Source organism: Geodermatophilus normandii (assembly GCF_003182485.1).
GTDB classification, from domain to species: Bacteria; Actinomycetota; Actinomycetes; order Mycobacteriales; family Geodermatophilaceae; genus Geodermatophilus; species Geodermatophilus normandii.
The window spans coordinates 259,153-282,220 of the sequence record NZ_QGTX01000001.1 but is presented as its reverse complement, the minus strand read 5'-3'; the positions used below and the strand labels follow the sequence as shown (position 1 = coordinate 282,220).

Genomic DNA, 23,068 nt, shown 5'->3' with positions numbered 1-23,068 from the left:
CGATCCGTCACGCCTCCGATGGTCTCACACGCGGGGCGGGAGCCGGTGTGCGCTCAGGAGGGCTCGTCGCCGAAGGACCGCCACGCGCCCTCGACGGCGGCGAGCTCGGCGACGTGACCCGGCAGCTTCCCGGCGACGACGTCGGCGAGGGTCACCTCCTCGAGCACGCGCCGGTACGCCGCACGGGCGGCGACCCAGACGCTGGCCAGCTCCTCCGCGGCGCCGGGGTAGCTCACGTCCTCGGGGCGCTGGCCGTGCACCTCGGCGAGGAAACCCTGCTCCACCCGCATGACCCGGGCGATCGAGATCTCCGACGGCGGCAGCGCGAGGCGGTAACCACCCTCCCGGCCCCGCTGGCTGGTGACCAGCCGGGCGTGTTGCAGGTCACCGAGGATCCCCTGCAGGAAGCGCGAGGGCAGGCCCTGGTTGGTGGCGATGCGGTCGCAGGTCAGGGCACCCGGCGCCGCCGCGGCCAGCTCCACGGCCGCGCGGACGGCGTAGTCGACCCGGGCGGTGATGCGCACGGTGATCCCTCCTGCCGAGGCCTACCCGGGCTCCGGTGCCGAGGCCTGCTCCGGCTCCACTGCCGAGGCCTGCTCCGGCTCCACTGCCGAGGCCTGCAGGGGCCCATCCTGCCCGGTCTGCGAGGGTGACGCCGTGTACCGGCTGCGCTTCACCACCGTCGTGGCGGCGCCGCTGACCGTGGCGTTCGACGTCGCGCGGGCCCTCGGCCGCCCCTGGCCGTTCCCGCTGGAGGAGGTCGACTCGGTCCGTCCGGTGCGCGACCTGTACGCCGCCGGACCCCACCGCGGCTGGCGGCGGCTGACCCACGAGCGGCGGTTCACGGCGAGCGGCGCCGGCACCGTCGTCGAGGAGCAGGTGGCCTGGGAGACCGGGCTGCCGGGCGTCCTCGGCCGCCTGGTCGACCGGACGGTCCTGCGTCGGAGGGTCCGGCGCGCCATGTGCCGGCACCTCGACGGCTACGCCGCAGCGGCAGCGGTGCGTGCCCTCGACGTCGTCCAGGTGGTGGGGGCCGCCGTCGTCCGGGGGGACCGTGTGCTGGTCGCCCAGCGCGGGTCCGGGCCGCTGGCCGGCCTGTGGGAGTTCCCCGGCGGCAAGGTCGAGCCGGGGGAGGACCACCTCGGCGCGCTGGTGCGCGAGTGCGCCGAGGAGCTCGGGGTCGTCGTCGCGCCGAAGGACTTCCTCGGCGAGGTCCTGCTGGACGGCTCCGTGGCCGGCGGCGTGCCGGGGACCTCGACCCTGCGCGTGTGGTCGGCGCGGCTGGCCGCCGGTGAGCCGGTGGCCCGCGAGCACCGGGAGCTGCGGTGGGTGTGCGCCGGCGACCTCGAGGGCCTGGACTGGATCGCGGCCGACCGTCCGCTGCTCCCCGCGGTCCGGGCGCTGCTCGCGCCCTAGACGCGCCACGGGCGCCGTTCCCGGAGGGGACGGCGCCCGTGGCGGGACGGGGCAGGACCTCTACTTGAAGACGTCCTTGACCTTCTCGCCGGCCTGCTTGAGGTTGCCGGCGGCCTTGTCGTTGGCGCCCTCGGCCTGCAGCTCGCGGTCACCGGTGGCCTCGCCGACGCGCTCCTTGCCCTCGCCCGCCAGCTCCTGGGCCTTGTTCTGCAGCTTGTCGATGCCGCTCATGGTGAGCTCCTCTCCCTCGTGGCTCCCAGCCGGTTACCCGGGCGTAGGGTGCCTACACCCGGGTCCCCCACGTGGCGGAAGTCCTCCGGGGTGGAGAACTGCGGACCGCAACACGTGCGGTCCGCGGCTCGGTCGACCGTCGCTGTTGTGGCACGGGAGCGGCGATCCTGAGCCTCGGTCACAAATCGGTTGCGGACGTGGACGGTCTCCGCCAGGGGTGCCTAGTGTCGCCACGGCGTACCGGGTCCGTTCCGTGGAGTTCACCCGGAGGACGCCGGCGCCCGGCCACCACGCCCGGGTGCGCAGTGTCCCGGCACGCAGACCAGTCCGTTCCCCCCGCAGACGCGGGACGAGGGAGGCATCGCACGTGAAGTTGAGCAAGCGCCGGTCGGCGCTCCTGGCGGCCGGCCTGTCCGGTGCGCTGCTGCTGTCCGCCTGTGGCGGCGGCGACGACAGCGGGTCCGGGGGTTCCGGCGGCGGCAGCGGCGAGGGTGGCGGCACCTTCAGCATGTACATCGGCGAGCCCGAGAACCCGCTCGTCCCCGGTGACACCACCGAGTCCGAGGGTGACCAGGTCGTCAACGCCCTGTGGACCGGCCTCGTGAAGTACACCGAGGAGGGCGAGGTCGACTTCAGCGGCGTCGCGGAGTCGATCGAGTCCGACGACAACCAGAACTGGACGATCACCCTCAAGGACGGCTGGACGTTCCACGACGGCACCCCCGTCAACGCCGAGTCCTTCGTGCGGGCCTGGAACTACACCGCCAACCCGCAGAACGCCCAGGACGCGGGCTCCTACCTCTCGCGCATCGCCGGCTTCCAGGAGCTGCAGGACGGCGCGGCCACCGAGCTCTCGGGCCTGGCCGTCGTCGACGACACGACCTTCACGGTCCAGCTGTCGCAGCCGTTCGCGCTGTTCCCGGCCGTCGTCGGCTACAACAGCTTCTACCCGCTGCCCGAGTCCTTCTACGACGACCCGGCGGCCTTCGGCACCCGGCCGATCGGCAACGGCCCCTTCCAGGCCGAGGAGGACTTCGTCCCGGGTGAGGGCATCACGCTGACCCGCTACGACGACTACGCCGGCGACGACAAGGCCCAGGCCGACTCGGTCGAGTTCCGCGTCTACGCCGACGTCAACACCGCCTACAACGACGCGCAGGCCGGCAACGTCGACATCATCGACGTCATCCCGCCCGACGTCATCGAGTCGGCGGAGAGCGAGTTCGGCGAGGGCTTCATCCGCACCGAGTCCTCGCAGATCACCTACCTCGGCTTCCCGACCTACGACGAGCGCTTCGCCGACCCGCGGGTCCGCCAGGCGATCTCGATGGCCGTCGACCGTGACGCGATCTCGCAGGCCATCTTCTCCGGCACCCGTGCGCCGGCCGACTCCTTCGTCGCGCCGGTCGTCGACGGCTACCGCGAGGGCAGCTGCACCTACTGCGAGCTCGACGTCGACCGGGCCAACCAGCTCCTCGACGACGCGGGCTTCGACCGCAGCCAGCCCATCGACCTGTGGTTCAACGCCGGCGCCGGCCACGACGCCTGGATGGAGGCCGTCGGCAACCAGCTGCGCCAGAACCTCGGCGTCGAGTACGTCCTCCAGGGCAACCTGGACTTCTCGGAGTACCTGCCCCTCGGCGAGGCGCAGGGCTGGACCGGCCCGTTCCGGTACGGCTGGAGCTTCGACTACCCGGCCGCGGAGAGCTACCTGACCCCGCTCTTCACGGAGGCGGCCCTGCCCCCGCTGGGCTCGAACTACAGCTTCTACACCGACCCCCAGGTCCAGGAGCTGATCACCCGGGGCGACCAGGCCACCGACGAGGCCGAGGCCATCGCCGACTACCAGGCCGCGGAGGACATCATCAACGAGGCCATGCCGATGGCCCCGATGTTCTTCACCGAGATCCAGTCGGTGCACACCGAGAACGTCAGCAACGTCCGGCTGGACCTGTTCCAGCGGGTCGTCGTCTCCGAGGTCACCGTCAACAGCTGACCTCACCCCGCAGGGTCCGCACCACCCGCCGGGGGCGCCTGTCCGACTCGGACAGTCGCCCCCGGCGGCGCGTGCGGACCCGAACGAGCACGATGGACACCGGTGCCGCCTCCGGCGTCACTCCGCACCCCGAGGGGGACCATGGGCCGCTACGTCGCGCGCCGCCTGTTGCTCACCATCCCGGTTCTGATCGGCGCGTCCTTCCTGATCTTCGCGATGGTCTACGCCCTGCCGGGTGACCCCATCCGCGCCCTCGGCGGCGACCGTCCCCTGTCCCCCGCCGTGGTGGAGGTGCTCCGCGAGCAGTTCCACCTCGACGACCCGCTCTACGTGCAGTACTGGGAGTACGTGAAGGGTCTGTTCTCCGGCGACCTCGGCACCGACTTCCGCGGCCGCCCGGTCCTGGAGACCATCGAGCGGACCCTGCCGGTCACCGTCGAGCTGACGATCGTCGCGATCGTCATCGAGGCCGTCATCGGGCTCACCGCCGGCGTGCTGGCCGGCATCCGGCGCAACAGCTTCTTCGACAACCTGGTGCTGGTCTCCACCACGCTGGTCGTGTCGATCCCGATCCTGGTGCTGGCGTTCATCACCCAGCTGCTGTTCGGCCTGAAGCTCGGCTGGTTCCCCATCGCCGGCACCCGCGAGGGCATCTACGGCTACATCCTCCCCGGCCTGGTGCTCGCCTCCGGATCGCTGGCCTACGTCGCCCGGCTGACCCGCACCAGCCTCGCGGAGAACCTGCGCGCGGACTACGTCCGGACCGCGCGGGCCAAGGGCCTGCCCAACCGGACGGTCATCGTCCGGCACACGCTGCGGAACAGCCTGATCCCGGTCGTCACCTTCATCGGCGCGGACATCGGCGCGCTGCTCGGCGGGGCGATCGTCACCGAGTCGGTCTTCAACCTGCCCGGCATCGGGCGGGAGGTCTTCGACTCGGTGCGCGCCCAGGAAGGCGCCGTCGTCGTCGGCATCGTCACCCTGATGGTGTTCTTCTTCATCTTCTTCAACCTGGTCGTCGACGTGCTCTACGCCGTCCTGGACCCGAGGATCCGCTATGACTGACCAGCAGCAGTTGGACCTGCGCAAGGACGAGGTCGAGGCCGGCACCACCACCGGTCTGGCGAGCCCGTCGGTCGACGTCACCAGCGACCGGCAGAACAGCCTCTGGAGCGACGCCTGGGGCGAGCTCAAGCGCAACCCGCTGTTCTGGATCGGCGCCGTCCTCGGCCTGCTGTTCCTCCTCATGGCGATCGTCCCGCAGGTGTTCGCCCGCGGCGTCGACCCGCGGGCCTGCGACCTGGCCAACTCCAAGGCCCTGCCGTCGGCCCAGCACTGGTTCGGCTACGACCAGCAGGGCTGTGACTACCTGGCCAACGTCGTCTACGGGGCGCGCAGCTCGCTGATCATCGGCGTCACGGCGGTGCTCGTGGTGCTGGTGCTCGGCGTCGCCGTCGGGGCCATCGCCGGCTACTACGGCGGCATCACCGACGGGATCCTGTCCCGGCTGGCCGACATCTTCTACGCGCTGCCGCTGATCCTCGGTGCGCTGGTGCTGCTGCGCGTCGGGCCCTCGACCGACATCCCGATCATCAACAGCCGGGGGCCGGGAGCGGTCGCCATCGCCCTGGCGCTGTTCGGCTGGATGACGGCGATGCGGCTGGTCCGCTCGCAGGTCATCGCCGTGAAGAGCTCCGACTACGTGGCCGCGGCGCGGGCGATGGGCGCGTCGAGCAAGCGCATCCTCGTCCGGCACATCCTGCCCAACGCGGTGGCGCCGGTGCTGGTCTACGCGACCATCACCATCGGCGTCCTCATCGCCGCCGAGGCGACGCTGACCTACCTCGGCGTGGGCCTGCAGCGGCCGGCGATCTCCTGGGGCCTGCAGATCGAGGCCGGCCAGGACTCGATCCGCAGCGCCCCCCACCTCGTCCTGTTCCCCAGCCTGATCCTGACCCTGACCGTGATGGCGTTCGTGATGATGGGTGACGCCCTGCGCGACGCCCTCGACCCGAGGCAGCGCGCATGACCAACCTCGACCTGACCAAGCCGACCGCGGATCTCACCGACCAGGGGGCGCCCCTGCTCGAGGTCGACGACCTGCACGTGGAGTTCCGCACCCGCTCGGGCACGGTGCACGCCGTCAACGGCGTGAGCTACAGCCTGGCGGCGCGGGAGACCCTCGCCATCCTGGGCGAGTCCGGCTCCGGCAAGTCGGTGTCGGCCCAGGCGATCATGGGGATCCTGGAGACCCCGCCGGCCGTCATCACCGGCGGCGGCATCTGGTTCCAGGGCCGGAACATGCTCGAGATGTCGGCCGAGGACCAGCGGAAGATCCGCGGCCCGGGCATCTCGATGATCTTCCAGGATGCCCTGTCGTCGCTGAACCCCGTGTACAGCGTGGGCTTCCAGATCGGCGAGATGTTCCGGGCGCACCGCGGGATGGGCAAGAAGGAGGCGCGCAAGCGGGCCGTCGAGCTCATGGACCGGGTGCGCATCCCGGCGGCCGCGCGCCGGGTCGACGACTACCCGCACCAGTTCTCCGGCGGCATGCGCCAGCGGGTCATGATCGCGATGGCCATCGCGCTGGACCCGCGGATCCTCATCGCCGACGAGCCGACCACCGCCCTCGACGTCACCGTGCAGGCGCAGGTCATGGACCTGCTCAAGGACCTGCAGGAGGAGACGGGGATGGGGCTGATCCTCATCACCCACGACCTCGGCGTGGTCAACGAGGTCGCCGACAACGTCGCGGTCATGTACGCCGGCGAGATCGTCGAGCGGGGCACCGTCGACGACGTCTTCACCCGCCCGGCGCACCCCTACACCGACGGCCTCATGAGCTCGGTGCCGCAGGTCGAGGCCAAGGGCGGGCGGCTGCAGCCGATCGTCGGCCAGCCGCCGAACCTGGCGCGCATCCCGAGCGGCTGCCCGTTCCACCCGCGCTGCTCGCGGCGCCGGCTGGGCGCGGAGGCCGCGCCCGGCCGCGAGTGCTCGACCGACGTCCCGCCGCTGCGGCTGGTCGTCCCGGGCCGCGAGGCGGCGTGCCACTACAGCGAGGAGGTGCTGGGTGTCCCAGCCCAGTGAGCACGGCGCCACCGCCGCGTCGTCCCTGCCGGAGGCCGTCCCCGGCACGCAGGCCCAGCCGTCCCTGACCAAGCTCACGTCCGGGTCCGCGGCGACCGGTACCCGGGGCGAGATGGGGGAGGCGCTGCTGGAGGTCCGCGGGCTGCAGAAGCACTTCCCGCTGACCCAGGGCATCGTCTTCAAGCGCACCGTCGGTCACGTGCGCGCGGTCGACGGCGTCGACCTCACCCTGCGCCGCGGCGAGACCGTCGGGCTGGTCGGCGAGTCCGGCTGCGGCAAGTCGACGGTGTCGAAGCTGATCGTGGCCCTGGAGAAGCCGACCGCGGGGTCCATCTTCTTCAAGGGCCGCGACGTCGCCCGGATGGGCGGCCGCGCGCTCAAGGACTACCGGCGCGAGGTCCAGATCATCTTCCAGGACCCGTACGCGTCGCTGAACCCGCGGATGACCGTCGGTGACATCGTCGCCGAGGGCTGGTCGGTGCACGCCGACGTCGCCCCGAAGAAGGGCCGGCTCCAGCGCACCCAGGAGCTGCTCGACCGCGTCGGCCTCAACCCCGACTACGTCAACCGCTACCCGCACCAGTTCTCCGGCGGCCAGCGGCAGCGCATCGGCATCGCCCGCGCCCTGGCGCTGCAGCCGGAGGTCATCGTCTGCGACGAGCCGGTGTCGGCGCTCGACGTCTCGGTGCAGGCCCAGGTGGTCAACCTGCTCGAGGACCTGCAGGACGAGCTCGGCCTGTCCTACCTGTTCATCGCCCACGACCTGTCGGTGGTGCGCCACATCTCCGACCGGGTCGCGGTGATGTACCTCGGCAGCATCGTCGAGGAGGGCACCTCGGACGAGGTCTACGCGTCACCGTCGCACCCCTACACCCAGGCGCTGCTGTCGTCGGTGCCGCTGCACGAGCCGCACCTGCGGGGGCAGAAGGACCGCATCCTGCTGCAGGGCGACGTGCCGAGCCCGGCCGACCCGCCCTCGGGCTGCCGGTTCCGCACCCGCTGCTGGAAGGCGCAGGACGTCTGCGCCACCGACCCGCCGGCGCTCGTCGACCGCGGGCAGGGCCACCCCTCGGCCTGCCACTTCGCCGAGGCCCGGATGGTCGTCCCCGTCGACGCCGAGTAGCCCCGTGACCACGGCGCGGTGACCACCCGGTACCCCGGGGGGCGGTCACCGCGCCGTGGTCACGTCCGGGGCCGGTGGGAGACTCATCTCCCGTGACCGACCGCCGGATCCTGCTCGTGCACGCCCACCCCGACGACGAGACGATCAACAACGGCGCCACGATGGCCCGCTACGCCGCCGAGGGCGCGCAGGTCACGCTGCTCACCTGCACCCTGGGCGAGGAGGGCGAGGTCCTCGTGCCCGAGCTGGCGCAGCTGGCCCCCGACCAGGCCGACCAGCTCGGCGGCTACCGCATCGCGGAGCTCCGGGCGGCCATGGCGGCGCTGGACGTGACCGACTGGCGGTTCCTCGGCGGCCCGGGCCGCTACCGGGACTCCGGGATGATGGGGACGCCGGCCAACGGCAAGCCGCGGGCCTTCTGGAACGCCGACCTCGACGAGGCGGTGGGCCACGCGGTCGCCGTCGTGCGCGAGGTCCGGCCGCAGGTCGTGGTCACCTACGACGAGAACGGCGGCTACGGCCACCCCGACCACGTCCAGGCGCACCGGGTCGCGATGGCCGCGGTCGAGCGCGCCGCCGACCCCGGCTGGCGCCCGGAGCTGGGGGAGGCCTGGGACGTCGCCAAGGTCTACTGGTGCTGCACGCCCCGCTCGGTGCTGCGGGAGGGTGCCGAGGCGTTGGCGTCGTTGGGGGAGGCCGCGCCGTTCGAGCAGCTCGGCGAGATCGACGACATCCCCTTCGCCGTCCCCGACGAGCTGGTGACCGCCGCCGTCGACGGCCGCGCGTACGCCGGCCGCAAGGACGCCGCCATGCGCGCGCACGCCACCCAGATCACCGTCGACGGGCCGTTCTTCGCGCTGTCGAACAACCTCGGCCAGGAGGTGCTCGGCGTGGAGCACTACCGGCTGGTGCGCGGCGAGCGCGGCCCGGCCGGCGATGCCCCCCACGGGTGGGAGGACGACCTGTTCGCCGGCCTGGACGCGTGAGCGGCCTCGTCCGGGTGGTCCTCGGCGCGCCGGGAGCGGTGCTCGTCGCCGGCTGGCTGGCGCTGATCGAGGTGTTCTGGCTGCCGCTGCGGGTGGCCGGCGTCCTCGTGCCGCTGTCGGTGCTGGTGGCCGTCGTCGGCAACTACCTGCTCGTGGTGGGCGCGCTGCGGATCACCGGCTCCCGCGTCGTCGCGGTGCTGCCGGCCGTCGTCTGGCTCGTGGTGGCCGTGGGTGCCACGGTGCCCCGCCCCGAGGGGGACCTGGTCGCCGTGGGCAGCGGCGGGCTGGGCGCGGTCACGCTCGCGTTCCTCGGCCTGGGCGTGCTGGCCGCCGCGGTCGCCGTCGGCCGGGTGCTCGCCGCACCCCGCCGGCCGGTGGTCCCCCGGGCCTGACCGCCCGTCAGTCCGGCGCCCACCGGTAGTGGTAGCGGTGGTGCTCGACGTACCCCGACTGCCGGTACAGCGCCCGGGCGGCCGCGTTGGACGCCGTCACCTGCAGGTAGATCCAGCGCGCTCCGTGACCTGCACCCCAGCGGGTGACGGCGGCCATCACCGCGGTCGCCAGGCCGCGGCGGCGGGCGTCCTCGGCCACGGTGACCGCGCTGACCCCCAGCCAGTCGTCGGTGACCACGCCGCGCGCGACGGCGACCGGCGCCGCGTCCGGGCGGGGCCGCACGGAGGCGAAGACGACGTCGGGGGCGTTGACCAGCACGGCGCGCGCGGTGTCGGGCAGCGCGTGGCCCAGGTGCCGGTAGGCGGCCAGCCAGCCGTCGTCCGGCGCGGGGGACAGCTCCACGGGCACGGCCGGGTCCGGCCCGGGGACCAGGGGAGCGGTGAGCACGAGGACGTCGTCGTCGCGGGTCCACCCGGCGGCGGCGAACGCGGCGTCGGCGGGCCGGGCCTGGACGCCGGGCAGGGCCGCACCGGGGCGCGAACCGCGGTCGCGGTACCAGGCGGCCACCGTCCCGACCGCCTCCGGCAGGGGCAGGCCGGGGTCACCGGTGACCAGCGCGGTGTTGGCGCGGCCGGTGAACCCGCCGCCGGCCCGCAGCAGCCAGCCGCCGAGCGGCTCCTCGTCGGTGCCGCGCCAGCCGCGGGCGGCCAGCCGTTCCAGGTCGGCGACGCCGAGGGGCGAACGGCTCTGTCCCATGGCCCGATCCTGCGGGGTCCGCTCCGCGCCCCCCCGACCGGGGCGGGCCCCGTCCACCCGTCGCGTTTCACCTCGGCCCGCGGGGCCATACTGACGTCAGACACGCGCGAGTCCGGCCGGCCGCCGGACCGCTGCCCGTACGTCCCCCGGGAGGACCCACCGTGACCTACGTGATCACCCAGGCCTGCGTCGACGTCCTCGACAAGGCCTGCATCGACGAGTGTCCGGTGGACTGCATCTACGAGGGCGAGCGGATGCTCTACATCCACCCCGACGAGTGCGTCGACTGCGGTGCCTGCGAGCCGGTCTGCCCGGTGGAGGCCATCTACTACGAGGACGACGTCCCGGACAAGTGGAAGGACTTCTACAACGCCAACGTGGAGTTCTTCTCCGACCTCGGGAGCCCCGGCGGCGCGGCCAAGACCGGCAAGATCGCCAAGGACCACCCGCTGGTGGCGGCCCTCCCGCCGCAGGGCGAGGGGCACTGACGGCCACCCCGGGGACGGCGGCCGGCCCCCGGCTGCCCGACTTCCCCTGGGACAGCCTCGAAGCCGCCCGGGCGCGCGCCTCGCAGCACCCGGACGGCATCGTCGACCTGTCCATCGGGACGCCGGTCGACGAGACCCCGGAGGTGCTGCGCACCGCGCTGTCCGCCGCCGGGGACTCGCCGGGCTACCCGCCGGCCCTGGGCACCCGGGAGCTGCGGGTGGCGGCCGCCGGCTGGCTGCGGCGCCGGCTCGGCGTGAGCGTGGGCGACCCGCTGGCCGCCGACCCGTCGGTCATCCCGACGATCGGCTCCAAGGAGCTCGTGGCGCTCATGCCCACGCTGCTCGGCCTGCGCGAGGGCACCGTGGTCATCCCGGAGGTCGCCTACCCGACCTACGAGGTGGGCGCGGTCCTGTCCGGGCTGGCCGTGCGCCGCTCGGACACCCCGCCCGACGACGCCGCCGGCGTGGTCCTGGTCTGGCTGAACTCCCCGGGCAACCCGCACGGGCGGGTCCTGTCCGACGACGAGCTGCGCACCTGGGCGGCGTGGGGCCGGGCGCACGCCGTGCCGGTCGTCGCCGACGAGTGCTACGCGACGCTGGGCTGGGACGTCCAGCCACGCTCGCTGCTGCACCCCGAGGTCGCGGGCGAGGACCACAGCGGCCTGCTCGCGGTGCACTCGCTGTCCAAGCAGTCCACCGCGGCCGGCTACCGCGCCGGGCTGCTCTCGGGGGACCCGGCGCTGGTCCGGCAGATCTGGGAGGTGCGCCGCCACCTCGGCCTCCTGGTGCCGGGCCCGGTGCAGGCCGCGATGACCGCCGCGCTCGCCGACGACGCGCACGTCGACGCGCAGCGCGAGCGCTACCGCGCCCGCCGGGAGCGGCTGGCCGCCGCGGTGCGCGCCACGGGCGCCCGGATCGACCACTCCGAGGCGGGCCTGTACCTGTGGGTCACCCGCGACGAGGACTGCTGGGCCACGGTCGACTGGCTGGCGGGCCTCGGCATTGTCCCCGCCCCCGGCTCCTTCTACGGCCCGGCCGGCGCGCGGCACGTGCGCATGGCGCTGACCGCCACCGACGAGCGGATCGACGCCGCGGTGCGGCGCCTCACCGCCTGAGCCGCTGCTAGCGGGCCGCAAGCGCCCGTCAGTCCTCCGCCAGAGCGCCGCAAGGGCCCCGCGACACGGTGGTCGCACCCCGCCGGGCACACCGCCCGGCCCGTCGCGGAGGCCCTGCCGTGTTCCTCGTGCTCTTCCTGCTGTTCCCCGTCGCCGTCCTCGTCGCGCTGCTCGCCCTCGAGGCGCACCTGCACCGCAACCGCAGCCTCGCCGGCTCGGCGGGCATGCCGACGGCCTTCGACCGGCCCGAGCTGTACGGCAAGGGGCGCAACCGGGTGCACTGACTCAGCCGCAGTCGCGCTCGCGGTCGTCCGAGCGCAGCGCCACCGTGAGGGACTGCGCGAAGCCGTCCCAGCGCTGGTAGGCCTCCGGGAAGCCGGAGCGCTGCACCACCTGGGCCGCGTCGGTCAGGCGCATCGTGTCCCAGCCGGGCACCCGCACCAGCCGGTCGTAGAACTGGCCGGCCGCGTAGACCGGGTCCTGCACCTGCGCCGGCGTGCCCCAGCCCTGGGAGGGCCGCTGCTGGAACAGGCCGAGGGAGTCCCGGTCGCCGTGGTCGAGGTTGTGCAGCGTCGACTCCTGCATCGCCGTGGCGAGCGCGATGACGACGGCCCGCTCGGGCAGCCCGCGCTGCCGGGCGACGTCGGCGATCGTCCGGGCGTTGGCCCACTGGTCGGCGCCCAGGGTCACCGAGGTGGCCGGGACGGTGCACAGCGCCGTCGCCGGCGGTGGCCCGGCGGCCTCGGACCCGTCGGCCCGCCACGCCAGCGCGAACACCACGACGACGGCCAGCAGGTAGGCCGGCCACCAGGTGCGCAGCGCCGCGGCGCCGCCCCGGTGAATGCCGGTGGGACGGGTCCCCGAGGGCCGCTTGGCCGGGGGCCGCTTCGCCGGGGGCGCCTGGCCGCCGGGCGCCGGGGAGCAGGGGCCGGGCGGCGGGGCGGAGCCGTCCGTGCGCTGGTCATCGCCGTCGACTGTAGGTGGGCCGCCCGCCGGGACCCCGGATCCCGCGGGAACGCACGGGTGTCGTGGGACGGGTGCGGTCGCTACGGTGACGCCCGCCTCCCCGCCGACCCCCCAGGAGACCCGCATGCCCGACGTCCTGCTGCCCGGGATCGCAGCGACCCGCGTGCCCACCGCGCGGCTCACCCAGAACGTGCTGCACCCGGACGGCGTCGACCCCGCGGGCCCCGGCGAGGCGGTGCTGTTCGTCCACGGCAACGTGAGCTCCGCGCTGTTCTGGCAGCAGACGGTGCTGGCGGTGCACGACACCGGCCGTCACCGCGTGCTCGCCGTCGACCTGCGCGGCTACGGCGGCACCGACCCGCTGCCGGTCGACGCCCGTCGCGGTGTCGGTGACTGGGCCGACGACCTCGGCGCGCTGCTGGACGCCCTCGGCCTCGACCGGGTGCACCTGGTCGGCTGGAGCATGGGCGCAGGGGTGGTCCTGCGGCACCTGCTCGACGCGCCGGGCCGGGTCGCCTCGGTCACCCTCGTGGCGCCCGTGTCGCCCTACGGCTTCGGCGGCACCGTCGGCGCCGAGGGCCGGCGGCTGGCCGAGGACGGCGCCGGCTCCGGCGGGGGCGCGGCGAACCCGGAGTTCGTGGCCGCCATCGCCGCCGGGGACACCACCGACGCCGCCGCGACGAGCCCGCGCTCGATCCTGCGGACCTACTACGTGGCGCCCGGCTCGCTGCCGCTGGACCCGGCGCTGGAGGACGTCTTCGTCGACTCGATGCTGTCCACCCGCACCGGCGAGGACCACTACCCGGGTGACGCCGTCCCCAGCGACACCTGGCCCGGGACGGCACCGGGCGCGCGCGGGGTGCTCAACACGATGGCGCCGACGGTGTTCGACGTCTCCGGCATCGTGGACCTGCCCGCCAAGCCGCCGGTGCTGTGGATCCGCGGTGACGCCGACCCGATCGTCTCCGACACCTCGGTGTTCGACCTCGCCTTCCTCGGGCAGCTCGGCGCGGTGCCGGGCTGGCCGGGTGCGGAGGTCTGCCCGCCGCAGCCGATGGTCACCCAGACCCGCGCGGTGCTGGACCGCTACGCGGCCTCCGGCGGCGCCTACCGCGAGGTCGTGCTCCCCGGCGTCGGGCACTCCCCGCACGTGGAGCGGCCGCAGGAGTTCGTCGTCGCGCTGCTCGAGCACCTCGACACGCCCGCCGCGGAGCCCGCGAACCTCACCTGAGGGGCCGGTTCCCGCCTCCCGCGGGCGGGAGGCGGGAACCGGCCTCAGTCGTTGGCGTGCAGGGCGGCGTTGAGCGCGCCCCAGTCGCCCGAGCGCGGCAGCGCCTCGAGCGCGCCGGAGACGCTGTTGCGGCGGAACAGCAGCCCGTCGCGGCCGGAGAGCTCGCGGGCCTTGACCACCGAGCCGTCGGGCAGCGTGACCCGCGAGCCGGCGGTCACGTAGCAGCCGGCCTCGACGACGCAGCCGTCGCCGAGGGAGATGCCGATGCCGGCGTTGGCGCCGAGCAGGCAGCCGCTGCCGATCGAGACGACCTCCTTGCCGCCGCCCGAGAGCGTGCCCATGATCGACGCGCTGCCGCCGATGTCGCTGTCGGCGCCGACGACGACGCCCGCGCTGATCCTGCCCTCGACCATCGAGGGACCGAGCGTCCCGGCGTTGTAGTTGACGAAGCCCTCGTGCATGACCGTCGTCCCCTCGGCCAGGTGCGCGCCCAGGCGCACCCGGTCGGCGTCGGCCACGCGCACGCCCGAGGGCAGCACGTAGTCGACCATCCGCGGGAACTTGTCCACCGAGAGCACGGTCAGGTGCCCGTGCGCGGCGCGCAGCGTCGCCCGCCGGGCGGGGGTCAGGTCGGTGGCCAGCACCGGGCCGGAGCTGGTCCAGGCGACGTTGGCCAGCAGGCCGAAGACGCCGTCCAGGTTCACCTCGCGCGGGCGGACCAGGCGGTGGGAGAGCAGGTGCAGCCGCAGGTAGACGTCGTGGGTGTCGACCGGCGGGGCGTCGAGGTCGGCGATCACGGTGCGGACGCCGACCACCTCCACGCCGCGGGTGTCGTCGGTGCGCACCAGGCCGGAGACCTCGTGGCCGAGCTCGCTGCCGAGCTCCAGCGTGCCGAGCTGGTGGGTCCCGGCGGGCCCGGAGTCCCCGCCGAGGGCGGGGGAGGGGAACCAGGTGTCCAGGACGGTGCCGGAGGAGGTGGTGGTCGCGAGCCCGGCGGCGGAGGCGGAGCGGGCGGCGGAGGCGGTCACCCGCCCGACGCTACCCAACCGGGCCTGCCGGTCGGCCTCGTCCCGAGGCTCGCCGCGAGCCGGCGAGCGGTGAGGAGGACGAGGTCCTCCCGCCGTAGGCTCGGGCACCGTGACCGGCGCGCCCGACCTGGACCTCTCCGCCGACGTCCTCAGCCTCACCCGCGTCCTGGTGGACACCCCCTCGGTGTCCGGCGACGAGGGGCCGCTGGCCGACGCGGTGGAGGCGGCCCTCCGCGCGCTCGGCGGGCTGGAGGTGGAGCGGGTCGGCGACACGGTGCTGGCGCGCACGAACCTCGGCCGCGACACCCGCGTCGTCCTCGCCGGGCACCTGGACACCGTGCCGATCGCGGACAACGTGCCCAGCCGGCTGGAGGACGGGCGGCTCCACGGGTGCGGCACCAGCGACATGAAGTCCGGCGACGCCGTCATGCTGCGGCTGGCCGGCCGCTTCGGCGTCCCGGGCGCGGAGCCCGCGCACGACCTCACCCTCGTCTTCTACGACAACGAGGAGGTCGAGTCGGTGAAGAGCGGCCTCGGCCGCGTGGTCCGCGAGCGGCGCGGATGGCTCTACGGCGACCTGGCCGTGCTGCTGGAGCCCACCGACGGCGAGATCGAGGCCGGCTGCCAGGGCACGCTGCGGGCGGTGCTCGAGGTGCCCGGCCACCGGGCCCACTCGGCGCGCAGCTGGCTGGGCGTCAACGCGATCCACGGCGCGGCGGGCGTCCTCGCCACGCTGGCCGGCTACCGGGCCCGCGAGGTCGACATCGACGGCTGCACCTACCGCGAGGGGCTCAACGCGGTCCGCATCGAGGGCGGCGTGGCCGGCAACGTCGTCCCGGACCTGTGCCGCGTCACGGTGAACTTCCGCTACGCGCCCGACCGGGACGAGGACGCCGCCGAGGCGCACGTCCGCGAGGTCTTCGCCGGCGCGGTGGACGCCGGGGCCACGCTGACCGTCGTCGACAACGCCGGCGGCGCGCTGCCCGGGCTGGGTGAGCCCGCCGCCGCGGCCTTCGTCGCCGCCGTCGGCCGGCCGGCGCGGGCCAAGCTGGGGTGGACCGACGTCGCCCGCTTCGCCGCGCTCGGCATCCCGGCGGTCAACTACGGCCCCGGCGACCCGGAGCTCGCGCACACCCGCGAGGAGCACGTGCTGGTCGAGCGCCTGCAGCCGGCCGAGGACGCCCTGACCGCCTATCTGACCGGAGGCAGTGCATGACGACGACCCCACCGCCCGACGGCGCCCGCAAGCCGCGCCCGACGCGCCACCGCGGCCCGGTGATGCTCCGCGGCGGCGAGCCGGACGCGCAGACGGTCGGGACGACGACCGACCAGCGGCTGCTCGACCGCCGCGGGCCGACCGACTGGGTGCACACCGACCCCTGGCGGGTGCTGCGCATCCAGTCGGAGTTCGTCGAGGGGTTCGGCCTGCTCGCCGAGCTGCCGCGCGCGGTCAGCGTCTTCGGCAGCGCCCGCACCAAGCCCGACCACCCGCACTACGCGGCCGGCGTCCGCATCGGCGCGGCCCTGGCGCAGGCCGGGTACGCCGTCATCACCGGCGGCGGGCCGGGCGCGATGGAGGCGGCCAACCGCGGTGCCTCGGAGGCCGGCGGGCTGTCGGTCGGCCTGGGCATCGAGCTGCCGTTCGAGCAGGAGCTCAACGAGTGGGTCGACGTCGGCATCAGCTTCCGCTACTTCTTCGTGCGCAAGACGATGTTCGTGAAGTACGCGCAGGCCTTCGTCATCCTCCCCGGCGGGTTCGGCACGCTCGACGAGCTGTTCGAGGCGCTCACGCTGGTGCAGACCCGCAAGGTCACCCGCTTCCCGGTCGTCCTCTACGGCACGGAGTACTGGTCGGGCCTGGTCGACTGGATCCGCGGCAGCCTGCTCGAGTCGGGGACCATCAGCGCCGGCGACCTGGACCTGTTCACCGTGACCGACGACGTCGACGAGGTGCTCCGGCTCATCCGCGCGGCCGAGGCGGCCGGTGCCCCCGGTGACAACGGCGGGGGCATGCGGGCGCCGCTGAGCGGACCGGTCGAGCCGGTCGAGGGCTGAGGCGGGCCGTGCTGTCCTTCCTCGTCGGGATCGCCGCGGTCGCCGTCGTCGGGGCGCTGCTGTTCCTCGGCGGCTCGTTCCTGCTCGGCCGCGGCGAGACGCAGCCGCCGGCCGACCCGGAGCGCTCCCCGGTCGAGCTGCCCGACGAGCGGCCGGTGACCGGGGAGGACGTGCGCGGGCTGCAGGTGTCGGTGGCCGTCCGCGGCTACCGGATGACCGAGGTGGACTGGCTGCTCGAGCAACTGGCGCTGGCGCTCGACGAGCGCGACGAGGTCATCGCGGCGCTGCGCGCCCAGCGGCCGGCCGGGGCCGCCGACGCCGACACCGATCCCGGGCTGACCCTGCCGGCGTCCGGGGCGACCGCATCCGGCAGGGCGGCCCGGAGCGAAGGACCGGACGTGACGGAGGGGGCGGGGAACGGTGCCTGACCTGGTGCTGCCGGTGGCCGTCGAGGCGCCGCCGGAGCAGGTGTGGGCCGCGCTCACCGACTGGCGGTCCCAGGGCCGCTGGATGCCGGCCACCGACGTCGAGGTGGTCTCCGCGCACGACGAGGGCGTCGGCGTGCGGCTGGCCGCCCGCACCGGCGTCCCGCTGCCCTGGCGGCGCGGCCGCCACCTCGGCGTGCTGGACACGATGGTGGTCACCGAGTGGGACCCGCCGCGCCGCGTGGTCGTGCAGCACACCGGCCGGATCGTGCGCGGCCCCGGGATCTTCGAGCTGACGCCGGCACCCCACGGCACGGACCTCGTCTGGACCGAGCGGCTGTGGCTGCCCTTGGGCCTCCTCGGCGTCGTCGGCTGGCCGCTGGCCAGGCCGTTCGTGCTGCTGGGCTTCCGGATCTCGCTGCGCCGGTTCGCCCGGTACGCCGCGGCTCAGGCCGGCTGAGCCGCGGCGCGCACCGCCTCGCGGCTGACGTACCAGCGCCGCCACAGCAGCGCCGCCGTCACCAGGGTGACCACCGTGCCGCCGTCGTACATGAGCCGCGCGCCCTCCTCGGCCCCCGCCGTGCCCGCGGGCGGGTACGCGTAGAGGACCTTCGCGAGGACGTCGTGCGCGGCCGCGCCCCCGGCCAGCGCGAGCGCCCGCACGGCCACCGGCCGCCGGTGCGGCGCCGGGTCGACGGCGAGCACGGCGGCCGCGGCGAGGTACCCGCTGACGAGCAGGTGCAGCCAGACCAGCGTGGCGAGTGCCGGCCGGTGCGCGACGGCGGTGTGCAGCCCGGTGCCGTAGAGCAGCCACAGCCCGGCGGCGTTGACCGGGACGGCGACCAGCGGGTCGGTGGCCCAGCGCGCCGGGGCGCTGCGCAGCACCCGGGACAGCCGGCGCGCGGCCGGCGGCGGCAGCGCCCGCAGGGCGAGGGTGACCGGCGCGGCCAGCACCAGCAGCACCGGGGCGACCATCCCGAGCAGCAGGTGGGCGGCCATGTGCGCGTGCAGGTCGGCGTGCGCCGCACCCGGCCCCGCGACGGCGACCGCCGCGGCCGCCAGCCCGGCCACCCAGGCGGTGGTGCGCGCCAGCGGCCAGGGGCTGCGGCAGCGCCACGTGGTGGCGACGTAGCCGGCCCCCGCGGCGACCAGGAGCGCGAGCAGGGCGGTCACGGGCGCGGCGCCGGCCGGCTCCGCGACCGCACGAGCAGCGCGACGCCCGCCAGCAGCAGCGCGGCGCCGGGCAGCACCCACGCGACGTCGTAGCCGGTCAGGTCGACGCCGTAGCGGACCTGGTGCAGGCGCAGCAGCTTGTGGTTGCCCAGGCCGTCCCACAGCTGGAACGCGCCGGCCCCGGTGAGCACCGCGCCCCACCACAGGACGGCGGGGAACGGTCCCCGGCGGCGGGCGTCGGCGAGCAGCGCGAGGCCCGCGACCGCCGCGGAGAAGGTGGCGGCGTGCAGCAGGCCGTCGGAGACGAGCCCGGCGGCGCCGCTGGCCCGGTCGTAGAAGTGGTGCCAGTGCAGCAGCTGGTGGAACACGATCTCGTCGACCGCCCCGGCGGTGCCCGCGCCGAGCAGCAGACCGGAGACCAGCAGCCGGCGCCGGGGCACGGGCCGGGGGAGTGCGTCGGCCACGCGGGCCTCCCGTCGTCGCAGGTCCCCGGGCGCTGCCCGGACGGTCGCCGCCGGAAACCGGACGGCTCGGCTGGACCCCGCCCCTGGGGCACGGCGCACGCTGGCTGCGTGAGCGACCCCCTGCTGCGGCCCGGTGAGTTCCTGCGGCGCACCCGGCTGTCGGCCAAGGCCCTCCGGCTCTACGCCGAGCAGGGGCTGCTGCCGCCCGACGACGTCGACCCGTCCAGCGGCTACCGCGGCTACGCGGCCGGGCAGGTCGAGCGGGCCCGGCTGATCGCCGCGCTGCGCCGCGCGGGCATGCCGCTGGCCCGGGTGCGGGACGTCGTCGACCTGGAGCCGCCGCAGCGGCGCGCCGCCGTGGCGCGCTGGTGGGCCGGCGTCGAGGACGACGTCCGCCGTCGCCGCGTCCTCGTGGACGCCCTGACCGCCGAACCGGCCGAGGAGGAGCACGGGTACGAGGTGTTCCTGCGCGCGGTGCCCGAGGCGAGGGTCCTGACCGCCGAGCGGCGGCTGACCGTGGAGGAGCTCGACGGGTTCGTCACCGGGGCGTCGGAGGAGATCACCGCCCACCTGGCCCGGTCGGGCGCCGCTCCGGCCGGACCGCTGCGGGTCGTCTACCACGGCATGGTCACCGAGGACGGCGACGGACCGGTCGAGGTGGTGCAGCCGTTCACCGGCCGGGTGGAGCCCGCCGGCGAGCTGCGCATCCGGCTGCAGCAGGCCGGCCGGGAGGCGGTGACCTGCCTGTCCCGCGGGCAGGCGGAGTTCCCCGGCATCCTCGGCGCCTACGACGCCGTCGGGGCGTGGGTCGACGCCCGGGGGCTCGAGCGGGCCGGCAGCCCGGCGGAGGTCTACGTCAGCGACCGCGACGTCGACCCGGACACCCCGCACGTCGAGGTGGCCTGGCCGGTGGCCTGACTCAGCTCCGGGAGGCCGCCAGCCGGGCGCCGAAGGCCAGCAGCGCGCAACCGGTGAACGCGTCGAGCGCCCGGCGGACCGGGCGGCGGGCCAGCACGCGCCGCGCCCGGGACAGGCCGGCCGCCAGCAGGAGCAGCCAGACCAGGCCCACCGCCGCGTGGGTGAGCGCGTAGGTCAGCAGGACCGGGACGGGCGTGCCCGGCGCGAGGAACTGCGGCAGCACGGCGAGGTAGAAGGCCAGCACCTTCGGGTTGGTCACGTTGCTGAGGAACCCCTGCCGCAGGCCGGTCAGCGCGTCCCGCCCGGTCGCCGTCCCGCCCGCCTCGAGGTCGGCGTAGCGGCCCCGCACGGCCGAGCGGAACGCCTGCAGCGCCAGGTAGGTCAGGTAGGCCACGCCGGCCCAGCGGATGGCCTGGAACAGCGGCTCCACGCGGACGACGAGCGCGGCCAGGCCGGTGGCGGCCGCCGTCCCCTGCAGGACGTTGGAGACGGTGATGCCGACGGCACTCCACGACCCGCGGGCCCGGCCCCCGGCCAGGGTGTTGCGGAGGACGACCGCGACGTCGGGCCCCGGGACGAGCACCAGCACCACCGCGAGGACGACGAACGTCCCGTATCCCGACCAGCCCACGCCGCCACGGTAGCCAGCGGCTCGCGGGACTCAGGCTCGCCGACTCGCGGCGACGAAGCGCATGGCCTCCTCGGCGAGGGCGAGGTCGGACTCCGGCGTGCCGTGGTCGAGGGCCACCCACTCCCGCATCGGGGTGCCGTTGGCCGCCGCGAACGGCAGCCCCGTGCCGGCGGTGACCAGGCCCTCGACGCGGTGGCGGGGGAGCTTGAACACGAGTGCGCCGCCGACGACCATCGCGAAGATCGACCCGTCGACGGTGAGTGCCGCCGAGCCGAAGCCCCGTCGCCCCCCGGCACCGGGCGGGCCGACGCCGGGACGGGTGGACAGGGTCTCCGCCAGGAGGGCGAAGCGCTGCGCGGGATCCACGGCAGGCAGTCCAACCCCCGTGCCGGGGGATGCGCAACGGCAGGGCGCGTCGGGCGCTGGATCCGGGTCGGTGAGGATGGCCCGGTGAGTCGTCGCGGATGGGTGCTGTTCCTGGCCATGTCGGTCATCTGGGGCGTGCCCTACCTGCTCATCAAGGTGGCGGTCGAGGAGACGTCGCCGGTGGTGGTGGTCTTCGTCCGGTGCGTGGTGGGGGCGGCGCTCCTGCTGCCGTGGACGCTGGCCCGCGGCCAGGTCCGCGCGGCGCTGCGGCACTGGCGGGCGCTGCTGCTGTTCACCGTGCTGGAGATGACCGCGCCGTGGCTGCTGCTGTCCTACGCCGAGACGTCGCTGTCGAGCTCGCTGACCGGGCTGCTGGTGGCCTCGGTGCCCTTCGTGGCGGCGCTGGCCGCGCGACTGCTGGGCGACGAGGAGCGGCTGACCGCGGTGCGGCTCGCGGGCATGGGGCTGGGCGTCGTGGGCATCGCGGCGCTGCTCGGTCTCGACGTGGAGGGCGTCGCGCTGCTGCCGGTGCTGGCGGTGGTGCTCGTCGTCGTGGGCTACGGGACCGCGCCGCTGGTGGCCAGCCGGGCGCTCGCCGACGTGCCCGGGGTGGCGGTCAGCTCGGTCGCGCTGGTGGTCACCGCGGTCGTCTACGCGCCGTTCGCGCTCCCGCGGCTCGGGGAGGTGACCGCCGCGCCGGCGTCCGCGCTGGCCTCGCTCGCCGCTCTCGGGGTGGTGTGCACCGCGCTGGCCCTGGTGCTGTTCTTCGCCCTCATCCGCGAGGTGGGGCCGCAGCGCGCACTGGTGATCACCTTCGTGAACCCGGCGGTCGCGGTGCTCGCCGGCGTCCTGCTGCTCGACGAGCCGTTCACCCTCGGCCTCGCCGTCGGCCTGCCGCTGGTGCTCGCCGGTTGCGTGCTGGCCACCCGGCGCAACGCACCCGCGCCCGCGCCCGCGCCGGAGGGCGCCGCGGTCCCCTGAGGCCGTGCCGTGGGCCCGGTCAGGCGGCAGGGGCGAGTGCCGTCGGGGTGGTGATCTCCGACCCGTCAGGGCGGTAGGTGTGCCATCGGCCGTCGGGTCGTCGTTCGACGCGGAAGCCGTGGTGGACCTCGGTGTGGTGCCGTTCGCACAACAGGGCCGAGTTCTCCAGTGACGTCTCGCCGCCGTCGATCCAGTGCACCAGGTGGTGGACGTCGCACCACCAGGTCGGCGCGGAACAGCCGGCGAACACGCAGCCCCCGTCGCGGAGCTCGGCCGCGCGGCGCAGGTGGCGGTCGGCGAGGCGGTGCGCGCGGCCGAGGTCGAGCGGAACGCCATCGGGGCCGAACACCACGCGGGAGACGGCGCCGTCGCAGGCCAGCCAGCGCGCGCGGGCGGCGGAGATGACCGCACCGAACCCCATCTCGGCGGCGCCCCGCCCGGTCGTGAGGTCCTCCAGCTTCACCACGACGGCGACCTGCGGCCTGTGCCCCCGCAGGGTGGGCAGGCCGCCGGCGGCCAGGACGTTGTCGCACAACTGCACCAGCGCGTCACCCAGCCGCTGCGCGCGGGTGCGCTCGTCCCCGGCCGGCCGGTCGGCCTGCACGTGGGCCTCCAGTGCCGCCTGCAGCCGCTCCCCGCCCACGGCATCGAGCTCGCCGCGGATCGACAGTGATTCGTTGGCGTGCCTGGCCAGCGTCAGCGAGCGGCCCTCGGTGGGGTTGGGTTCGGGGCCGTCGGGGTCGAGGTCGGCGCAGTAGCGCTGCACCACCGTCACCAGGTCGCCGTGGGGCTGCTCGACCGCGACCCCGGTGACCACCGCGTCGATCACGGTGAGGTCCACCCCCTGCTCCGCGGCCGCGGCGAGCCGCGCCGGCGTCACCGCGCGCGCGGCGGCAGCGACCTGCTCGGCCGAGACCAGGCCGGCGTCGTGCGCCTCGGCGAGGGCGGGCAGGTGCGCCAGCGCCCGCCCGTTGCGCACCACCCGCGACGCCTCGGAACCCGAGAGCCGGCAGTGCCCGCGCAGCCAGCAGGCCATCGACGTCAGGCCGTCGCGCTCGGGCGCCTGCGAGCGCTCCGCCGCCCGGACCCGGCGGGCCAGGGCGGCGTCGATCCGGTTGCGCTCGGCGACCAGCGCGGCGACGTCGTCGAGGACGTCACCACTCCCCAGATCACTCGAACACATGTACGGATCCTACTGCCGGAAGGGCCCTTGCGCGCGCTGTATCCCCAGGTCAGGGC

The 23,068-nt window shown here is 74.9% G+C and carries 28 protein-coding genes; 18 read left to right on the top strand and 10 right to left on the bottom strand.

The window, feature by feature from the left end; translation table 11 throughout:
• Positions 1–53: 53 nt before the first annotated feature.
• Positions 54–524, bottom strand: a complete 471-nt coding sequence (locus tag JD79_RS01490; RefSeq protein WP_110004105.1) for an RrF2 family transcriptional regulator — start codon at positions 522–524, stop codon at positions 54–56.
• Between the two features lie 133 nt (positions 525–657).
• Here JD79_RS01490 and JD79_RS01480 point away from each other — a divergent pair, with 133 nt between their 5' ends.
• Entirely contained in the window at positions 658–1,416 is a 759-nt protein-coding gene (locus tag JD79_RS01480) for a (deoxy)nucleoside triphosphate pyrophosphohydrolase (protein WP_110004104.1), read from the top strand.
• A gap of 60 nt (positions 1,417–1,476) precedes the next feature.
• Here the strand turns inward: JD79_RS01480 and JD79_RS01475 are convergent, their stop codons facing one another.
• Positions 1,477–1,647, bottom strand: a complete 171-nt coding sequence (locus JD79_RS01475) for a CsbD family protein (RefSeq protein WP_110004103.1) — start codon at positions 1,645–1,647, stop codon at positions 1,477–1,479.
• Positions 1,648–2,014: 367 nt separating this feature from the next.
• Here JD79_RS01475 and JD79_RS01470 point away from each other — a divergent pair, with 367 nt between their 5' ends.
• The 7 genes from JD79_RS01470 to JD79_RS01440 all read left to right on the top strand — a co-directional run bounded on the left by JD79_RS01470 (position 2,015) and on the right by JD79_RS01440 (position 9,231).
• Positions 2,015–3,643 carry a peptide ABC transporter substrate-binding protein gene (locus JD79_RS01470; protein ID WP_211307817.1) on the top strand — a complete coding sequence of 543 codons (1,629 nt, stop codon included), beginning with the start codon at positions 2,015–2,017 and terminating at the stop codon, positions 3,641–3,643.
• A gap of 141 nt (positions 3,644–3,784) precedes the next feature.
• Positions 3,785–4,708: an ABC transporter permease gene (locus JD79_RS01465; RefSeq protein WP_110004102.1), complete on the top strand. Its 924-nt coding sequence runs from the start codon at positions 3,785–3,787 to the stop codon at positions 4,706–4,708.
• Complete coding sequence (locus JD79_RS01460; protein ID WP_110004101.1) at positions 4,701–5,672, top strand: ABC transporter permease; 972 nt, start codon at positions 4,701–4,703, stop codon at positions 5,670–5,672. The genes JD79_RS01465 and JD79_RS01460 overlap by 8 nt, the downstream gene beginning before the upstream one ends.
• Positions 5,669–6,730 carry an ABC transporter ATP-binding protein gene (locus tag JD79_RS01455; protein ID WP_110004100.1) on the top strand — a complete coding sequence of 354 codons (1,062 nt, stop codon included), beginning with the start codon at positions 5,669–5,671 and terminating at the stop codon, positions 6,728–6,730. The genes JD79_RS01460 and JD79_RS01455 overlap by 4 nt, the downstream gene beginning before the upstream one ends.
• Positions 6,714–7,853, top strand: coding sequence for an ABC transporter ATP-binding protein (locus JD79_RS01450; RefSeq protein ID WP_245899512.1), 1,140 nt, complete (start codon positions 6,714–6,716; stop codon positions 7,851–7,853). The genes JD79_RS01455 and JD79_RS01450 overlap by 17 nt, the downstream gene beginning before the upstream one ends.
• A 92-nt stretch (positions 7,854–7,945) precedes the next feature.
• On the top strand, positions 7,946–8,839 hold the full coding sequence (mshB, locus tag JD79_RS01445) for an N-acetyl-1-D-myo-inositol-2-amino-2-deoxy-alpha-D-glucopyranoside deacetylase (protein WP_110004099.1): 894 nt from the start codon (positions 7,946–7,948) through the stop codon (positions 8,837–8,839).
• Entirely contained in the window at positions 8,836–9,231 is a 396-nt protein-coding gene (locus tag JD79_RS01440) for a hypothetical protein (protein WP_245899510.1), read from the top strand. The genes mshB and JD79_RS01440 overlap by 4 nt, the downstream gene beginning before the upstream one ends.
• 7 nt (positions 9,232–9,238) lie before the next feature.
• On the opposite strand, the gene JD79_RS01435 is transcribed toward JD79_RS01440, so the two are convergent.
• Positions 9,239–9,988, bottom strand: a complete 750-nt coding sequence (locus JD79_RS01435) for a GNAT family N-acetyltransferase (RefSeq protein WP_110004098.1) — start codon at positions 9,986–9,988, stop codon at positions 9,239–9,241.
• 161 nt (positions 9,989–10,149) lie between these two features.
• On the opposite strand from JD79_RS01435, the gene fdxA reads away from it, so the two are divergent.
• From fdxA to JD79_RS22375, 3 genes are all read left to right on the top strand, one after another.
• The gene (fdxA, locus tag JD79_RS22925) at positions 10,150–10,476 is read left to right on the top strand and encodes a ferredoxin (RefSeq protein WP_075012384.1); all 327 of its coding nucleotides are present in this window, start codon (positions 10,150–10,152) and stop codon (positions 10,474–10,476) included.
• On the top strand, positions 10,473–11,591 hold the full coding sequence (dapC, locus tag JD79_RS01425) for a succinyldiaminopimelate transaminase (protein ID WP_211308110.1): 1,119 nt from the start codon (positions 10,473–10,475) through the stop codon (positions 11,589–11,591). The genes fdxA and dapC overlap by 4 nt, the downstream gene beginning before the upstream one ends.
• 119 nt (positions 11,592–11,710) lie before the next feature.
• On the top strand, positions 11,711–11,875 hold the full coding sequence (locus tag JD79_RS22375) for a hypothetical protein (protein ID WP_170149070.1): 165 nt from the start codon (positions 11,711–11,713) through the stop codon (positions 11,873–11,875).
• 1 nt (position 11,876) lies between these two features.
• Here the strand turns inward: JD79_RS22375 and JD79_RS24110 are convergent, their stop codons facing one another.
• Complete coding sequence (locus tag JD79_RS24110; protein ID WP_146220358.1) at positions 11,877–12,368, bottom strand: hypothetical protein; 492 nt, start codon at positions 12,366–12,368, stop codon at positions 11,877–11,879.
• A 313-nt stretch (positions 12,369–12,681) separates the two neighbouring features.
• Between JD79_RS24110 and JD79_RS01415 the strand changes: the two genes are divergently transcribed.
• Positions 12,682–13,788 (top strand): alpha/beta fold hydrolase, encoded by a 1,107-nt coding sequence (locus JD79_RS01415; RefSeq protein ID WP_110004095.1) that lies wholly within the window; start codon positions 12,682–12,684, stop codon positions 13,786–13,788.
• A gap of 44 nt (positions 13,789–13,832) precedes the next feature.
• On the opposite strand, the gene dapD is transcribed toward JD79_RS01415, so the two are convergent.
• Positions 13,833–14,816: a 2,3,4,5-tetrahydropyridine-2,6-dicarboxylate N-succinyltransferase gene (gene dapD, locus JD79_RS01410; protein WP_110004094.1), complete on the bottom strand. Its 984-nt coding sequence runs from the start codon at positions 14,814–14,816 to the stop codon at positions 13,833–13,835.
• Between the two features lie 109 nt (positions 14,817–14,925).
• Between dapD and dapE the strand changes: the two genes are divergently transcribed.
• The 4 genes from dapE to JD79_RS01390 are packed head-to-tail and all read left to right on the top strand — an operon-like array spanning position 14,926 to position 17,756.
• Positions 14,926–16,032: a succinyl-diaminopimelate desuccinylase gene (dapE, locus tag JD79_RS01405; RefSeq protein ID WP_110004093.1), complete on the top strand. Its 1,107-nt coding sequence runs from the start codon at positions 14,926–14,928 to the stop codon at positions 16,030–16,032.
• A complete protein-coding gene (locus tag JD79_RS01400; RefSeq protein WP_110004092.1) occupies positions 16,029–16,871 on the top strand; it encodes an LOG family protein in 843 nt (280 codons plus the stop codon). The genes dapE and JD79_RS01400 overlap by 4 nt, the downstream gene beginning before the upstream one ends.
• An 8-nt stretch (positions 16,872–16,879) precedes the next feature.
• The gene (locus JD79_RS01395; RefSeq protein ID WP_245899508.1) at positions 16,880–17,299 is read left to right on the top strand and encodes a DivIVA domain-containing protein; all 420 of its coding nucleotides are present in this window, start codon (positions 16,880–16,882) and stop codon (positions 17,297–17,299) included.
• On the top strand, positions 17,292–17,756 hold the full coding sequence (locus tag JD79_RS01390; RefSeq protein WP_110004091.1) for an SRPBCC family protein: 465 nt from the start codon (positions 17,292–17,294) through the stop codon (positions 17,754–17,756). The genes JD79_RS01395 and JD79_RS01390 overlap by 8 nt, the downstream gene beginning before the upstream one ends.
• Here JD79_RS01390 and JD79_RS01385 read toward each other — a convergent pair.
• Together JD79_RS01385 and JD79_RS01380 are read right to left on the bottom strand one after the other, a co-directional pair.
• Positions 17,744–18,469: a cytochrome c oxidase assembly protein gene (locus tag JD79_RS01385; RefSeq protein WP_110004090.1), complete on the bottom strand. Its 726-nt coding sequence runs from the start codon at positions 18,467–18,469 to the stop codon at positions 17,744–17,746. The genes JD79_RS01390 and JD79_RS01385 overlap by 13 nt on opposite strands.
• Entirely contained in the window at positions 18,466–18,933 is a 468-nt protein-coding gene (locus JD79_RS01380; RefSeq protein ID WP_245899506.1) for a DUF2243 domain-containing protein, read from the bottom strand. The genes JD79_RS01385 and JD79_RS01380 overlap by 4 nt, the downstream gene beginning before the upstream one ends.
• A gap of 108 nt (positions 18,934–19,041) precedes the next feature.
• Between JD79_RS01380 and JD79_RS22920 the strand changes: the two genes are divergently transcribed.
• Positions 19,042–19,851, top strand: a complete 810-nt coding sequence (locus JD79_RS22920; protein WP_211307816.1) for a MerR family transcriptional regulator — start codon at positions 19,042–19,044, stop codon at positions 19,849–19,851.
• Between the two features lies 1 nt (position 19,852).
• On the opposite strand, the gene JD79_RS01370 is transcribed toward JD79_RS22920, so the two are convergent.
• Positions 19,853–20,482, bottom strand: coding sequence for a LysE family translocator (locus JD79_RS01370; protein ID WP_110004088.1), 630 nt, complete (start codon positions 20,480–20,482; stop codon positions 19,853–19,855).
• Between the two features lie 30 nt (positions 20,483–20,512).
• Complete coding sequence (locus JD79_RS01365) at positions 20,513–20,848, bottom strand: hypothetical protein (protein WP_110004087.1); 336 nt, start codon at positions 20,846–20,848, stop codon at positions 20,513–20,515.
• 84 nt (positions 20,849–20,932) lie between these two features.
• Between JD79_RS01365 and JD79_RS01360 the strand changes: the two genes are divergently transcribed.
• The gene (locus JD79_RS01360; protein ID WP_110004086.1) at positions 20,933–21,829 is read left to right on the top strand and encodes a DMT family transporter; all 897 of its coding nucleotides are present in this window, start codon (positions 20,933–20,935) and stop codon (positions 21,827–21,829) included.
• A 19-nt stretch (positions 21,830–21,848) separates the two neighbouring features.
• Here the strand turns inward: JD79_RS01360 and JD79_RS01355 are convergent, their stop codons facing one another.
• Entirely contained in the window at positions 21,849–23,012 is a 1,164-nt protein-coding gene (locus JD79_RS01355) for an HNH endonuclease signature motif containing protein (protein WP_110004085.1), read from the bottom strand.
• Between the last annotated feature and the right edge of the window lie 56 nt (positions 23,013–23,068).

Excerpts from the sequence above, each read along its gene's own strand:
- JD79_RS01475 (WP_110004103.1), bottom strand. The coding sequence starts at position 1,647 with ATGAGCGGCATCGACAAGCTGCAGAACAAGGCCCAGGAGCTGGCGGGC.
- JD79_RS01465 (WP_110004102.1), top strand. The coding sequence starts at position 3,785 with ATGGGCCGCTACGTCGCGCGCCGCCTGTTGCTCACCATCCCGGTTCTG.
- JD79_RS01460 (WP_110004101.1), top strand. The coding sequence starts at position 4,701 with ATGACTGACCAGCAGCAGTTGGACCTGCGCAAGGACGAGGTCGAGGCC.
- JD79_RS01455 (WP_110004100.1), top strand. The coding sequence starts at position 5,669 with ATGACCAACCTCGACCTGACCAAGCCGACCGCGGATCTCACCGACCAG.
- JD79_RS01435 (WP_110004098.1), bottom strand. The coding sequence starts at position 9,988 with ATGGGACAGAGCCGTTCGCCCCTCGGCGTCGCCGACCTGGAACGGCTG.
- JD79_RS01415 (WP_110004095.1), top strand. The coding sequence starts at position 12,682 with ATGCCCGACGTCCTGCTGCCCGGGATCGCAGCGACCCGCGTGCCCACC.
- JD79_RS01400 (WP_110004092.1), top strand. The coding sequence starts at position 16,029 with ATGACGACGACCCCACCGCCCGACGGCGCCCGCAAGCCGCGCCCGACG.
- JD79_RS01355 (WP_110004085.1), bottom strand. The coding sequence starts at position 23,012 with ATGTGTTCGAGTGATCTGGGGAGTGGTGACGTCCTCGACGACGTCGCC.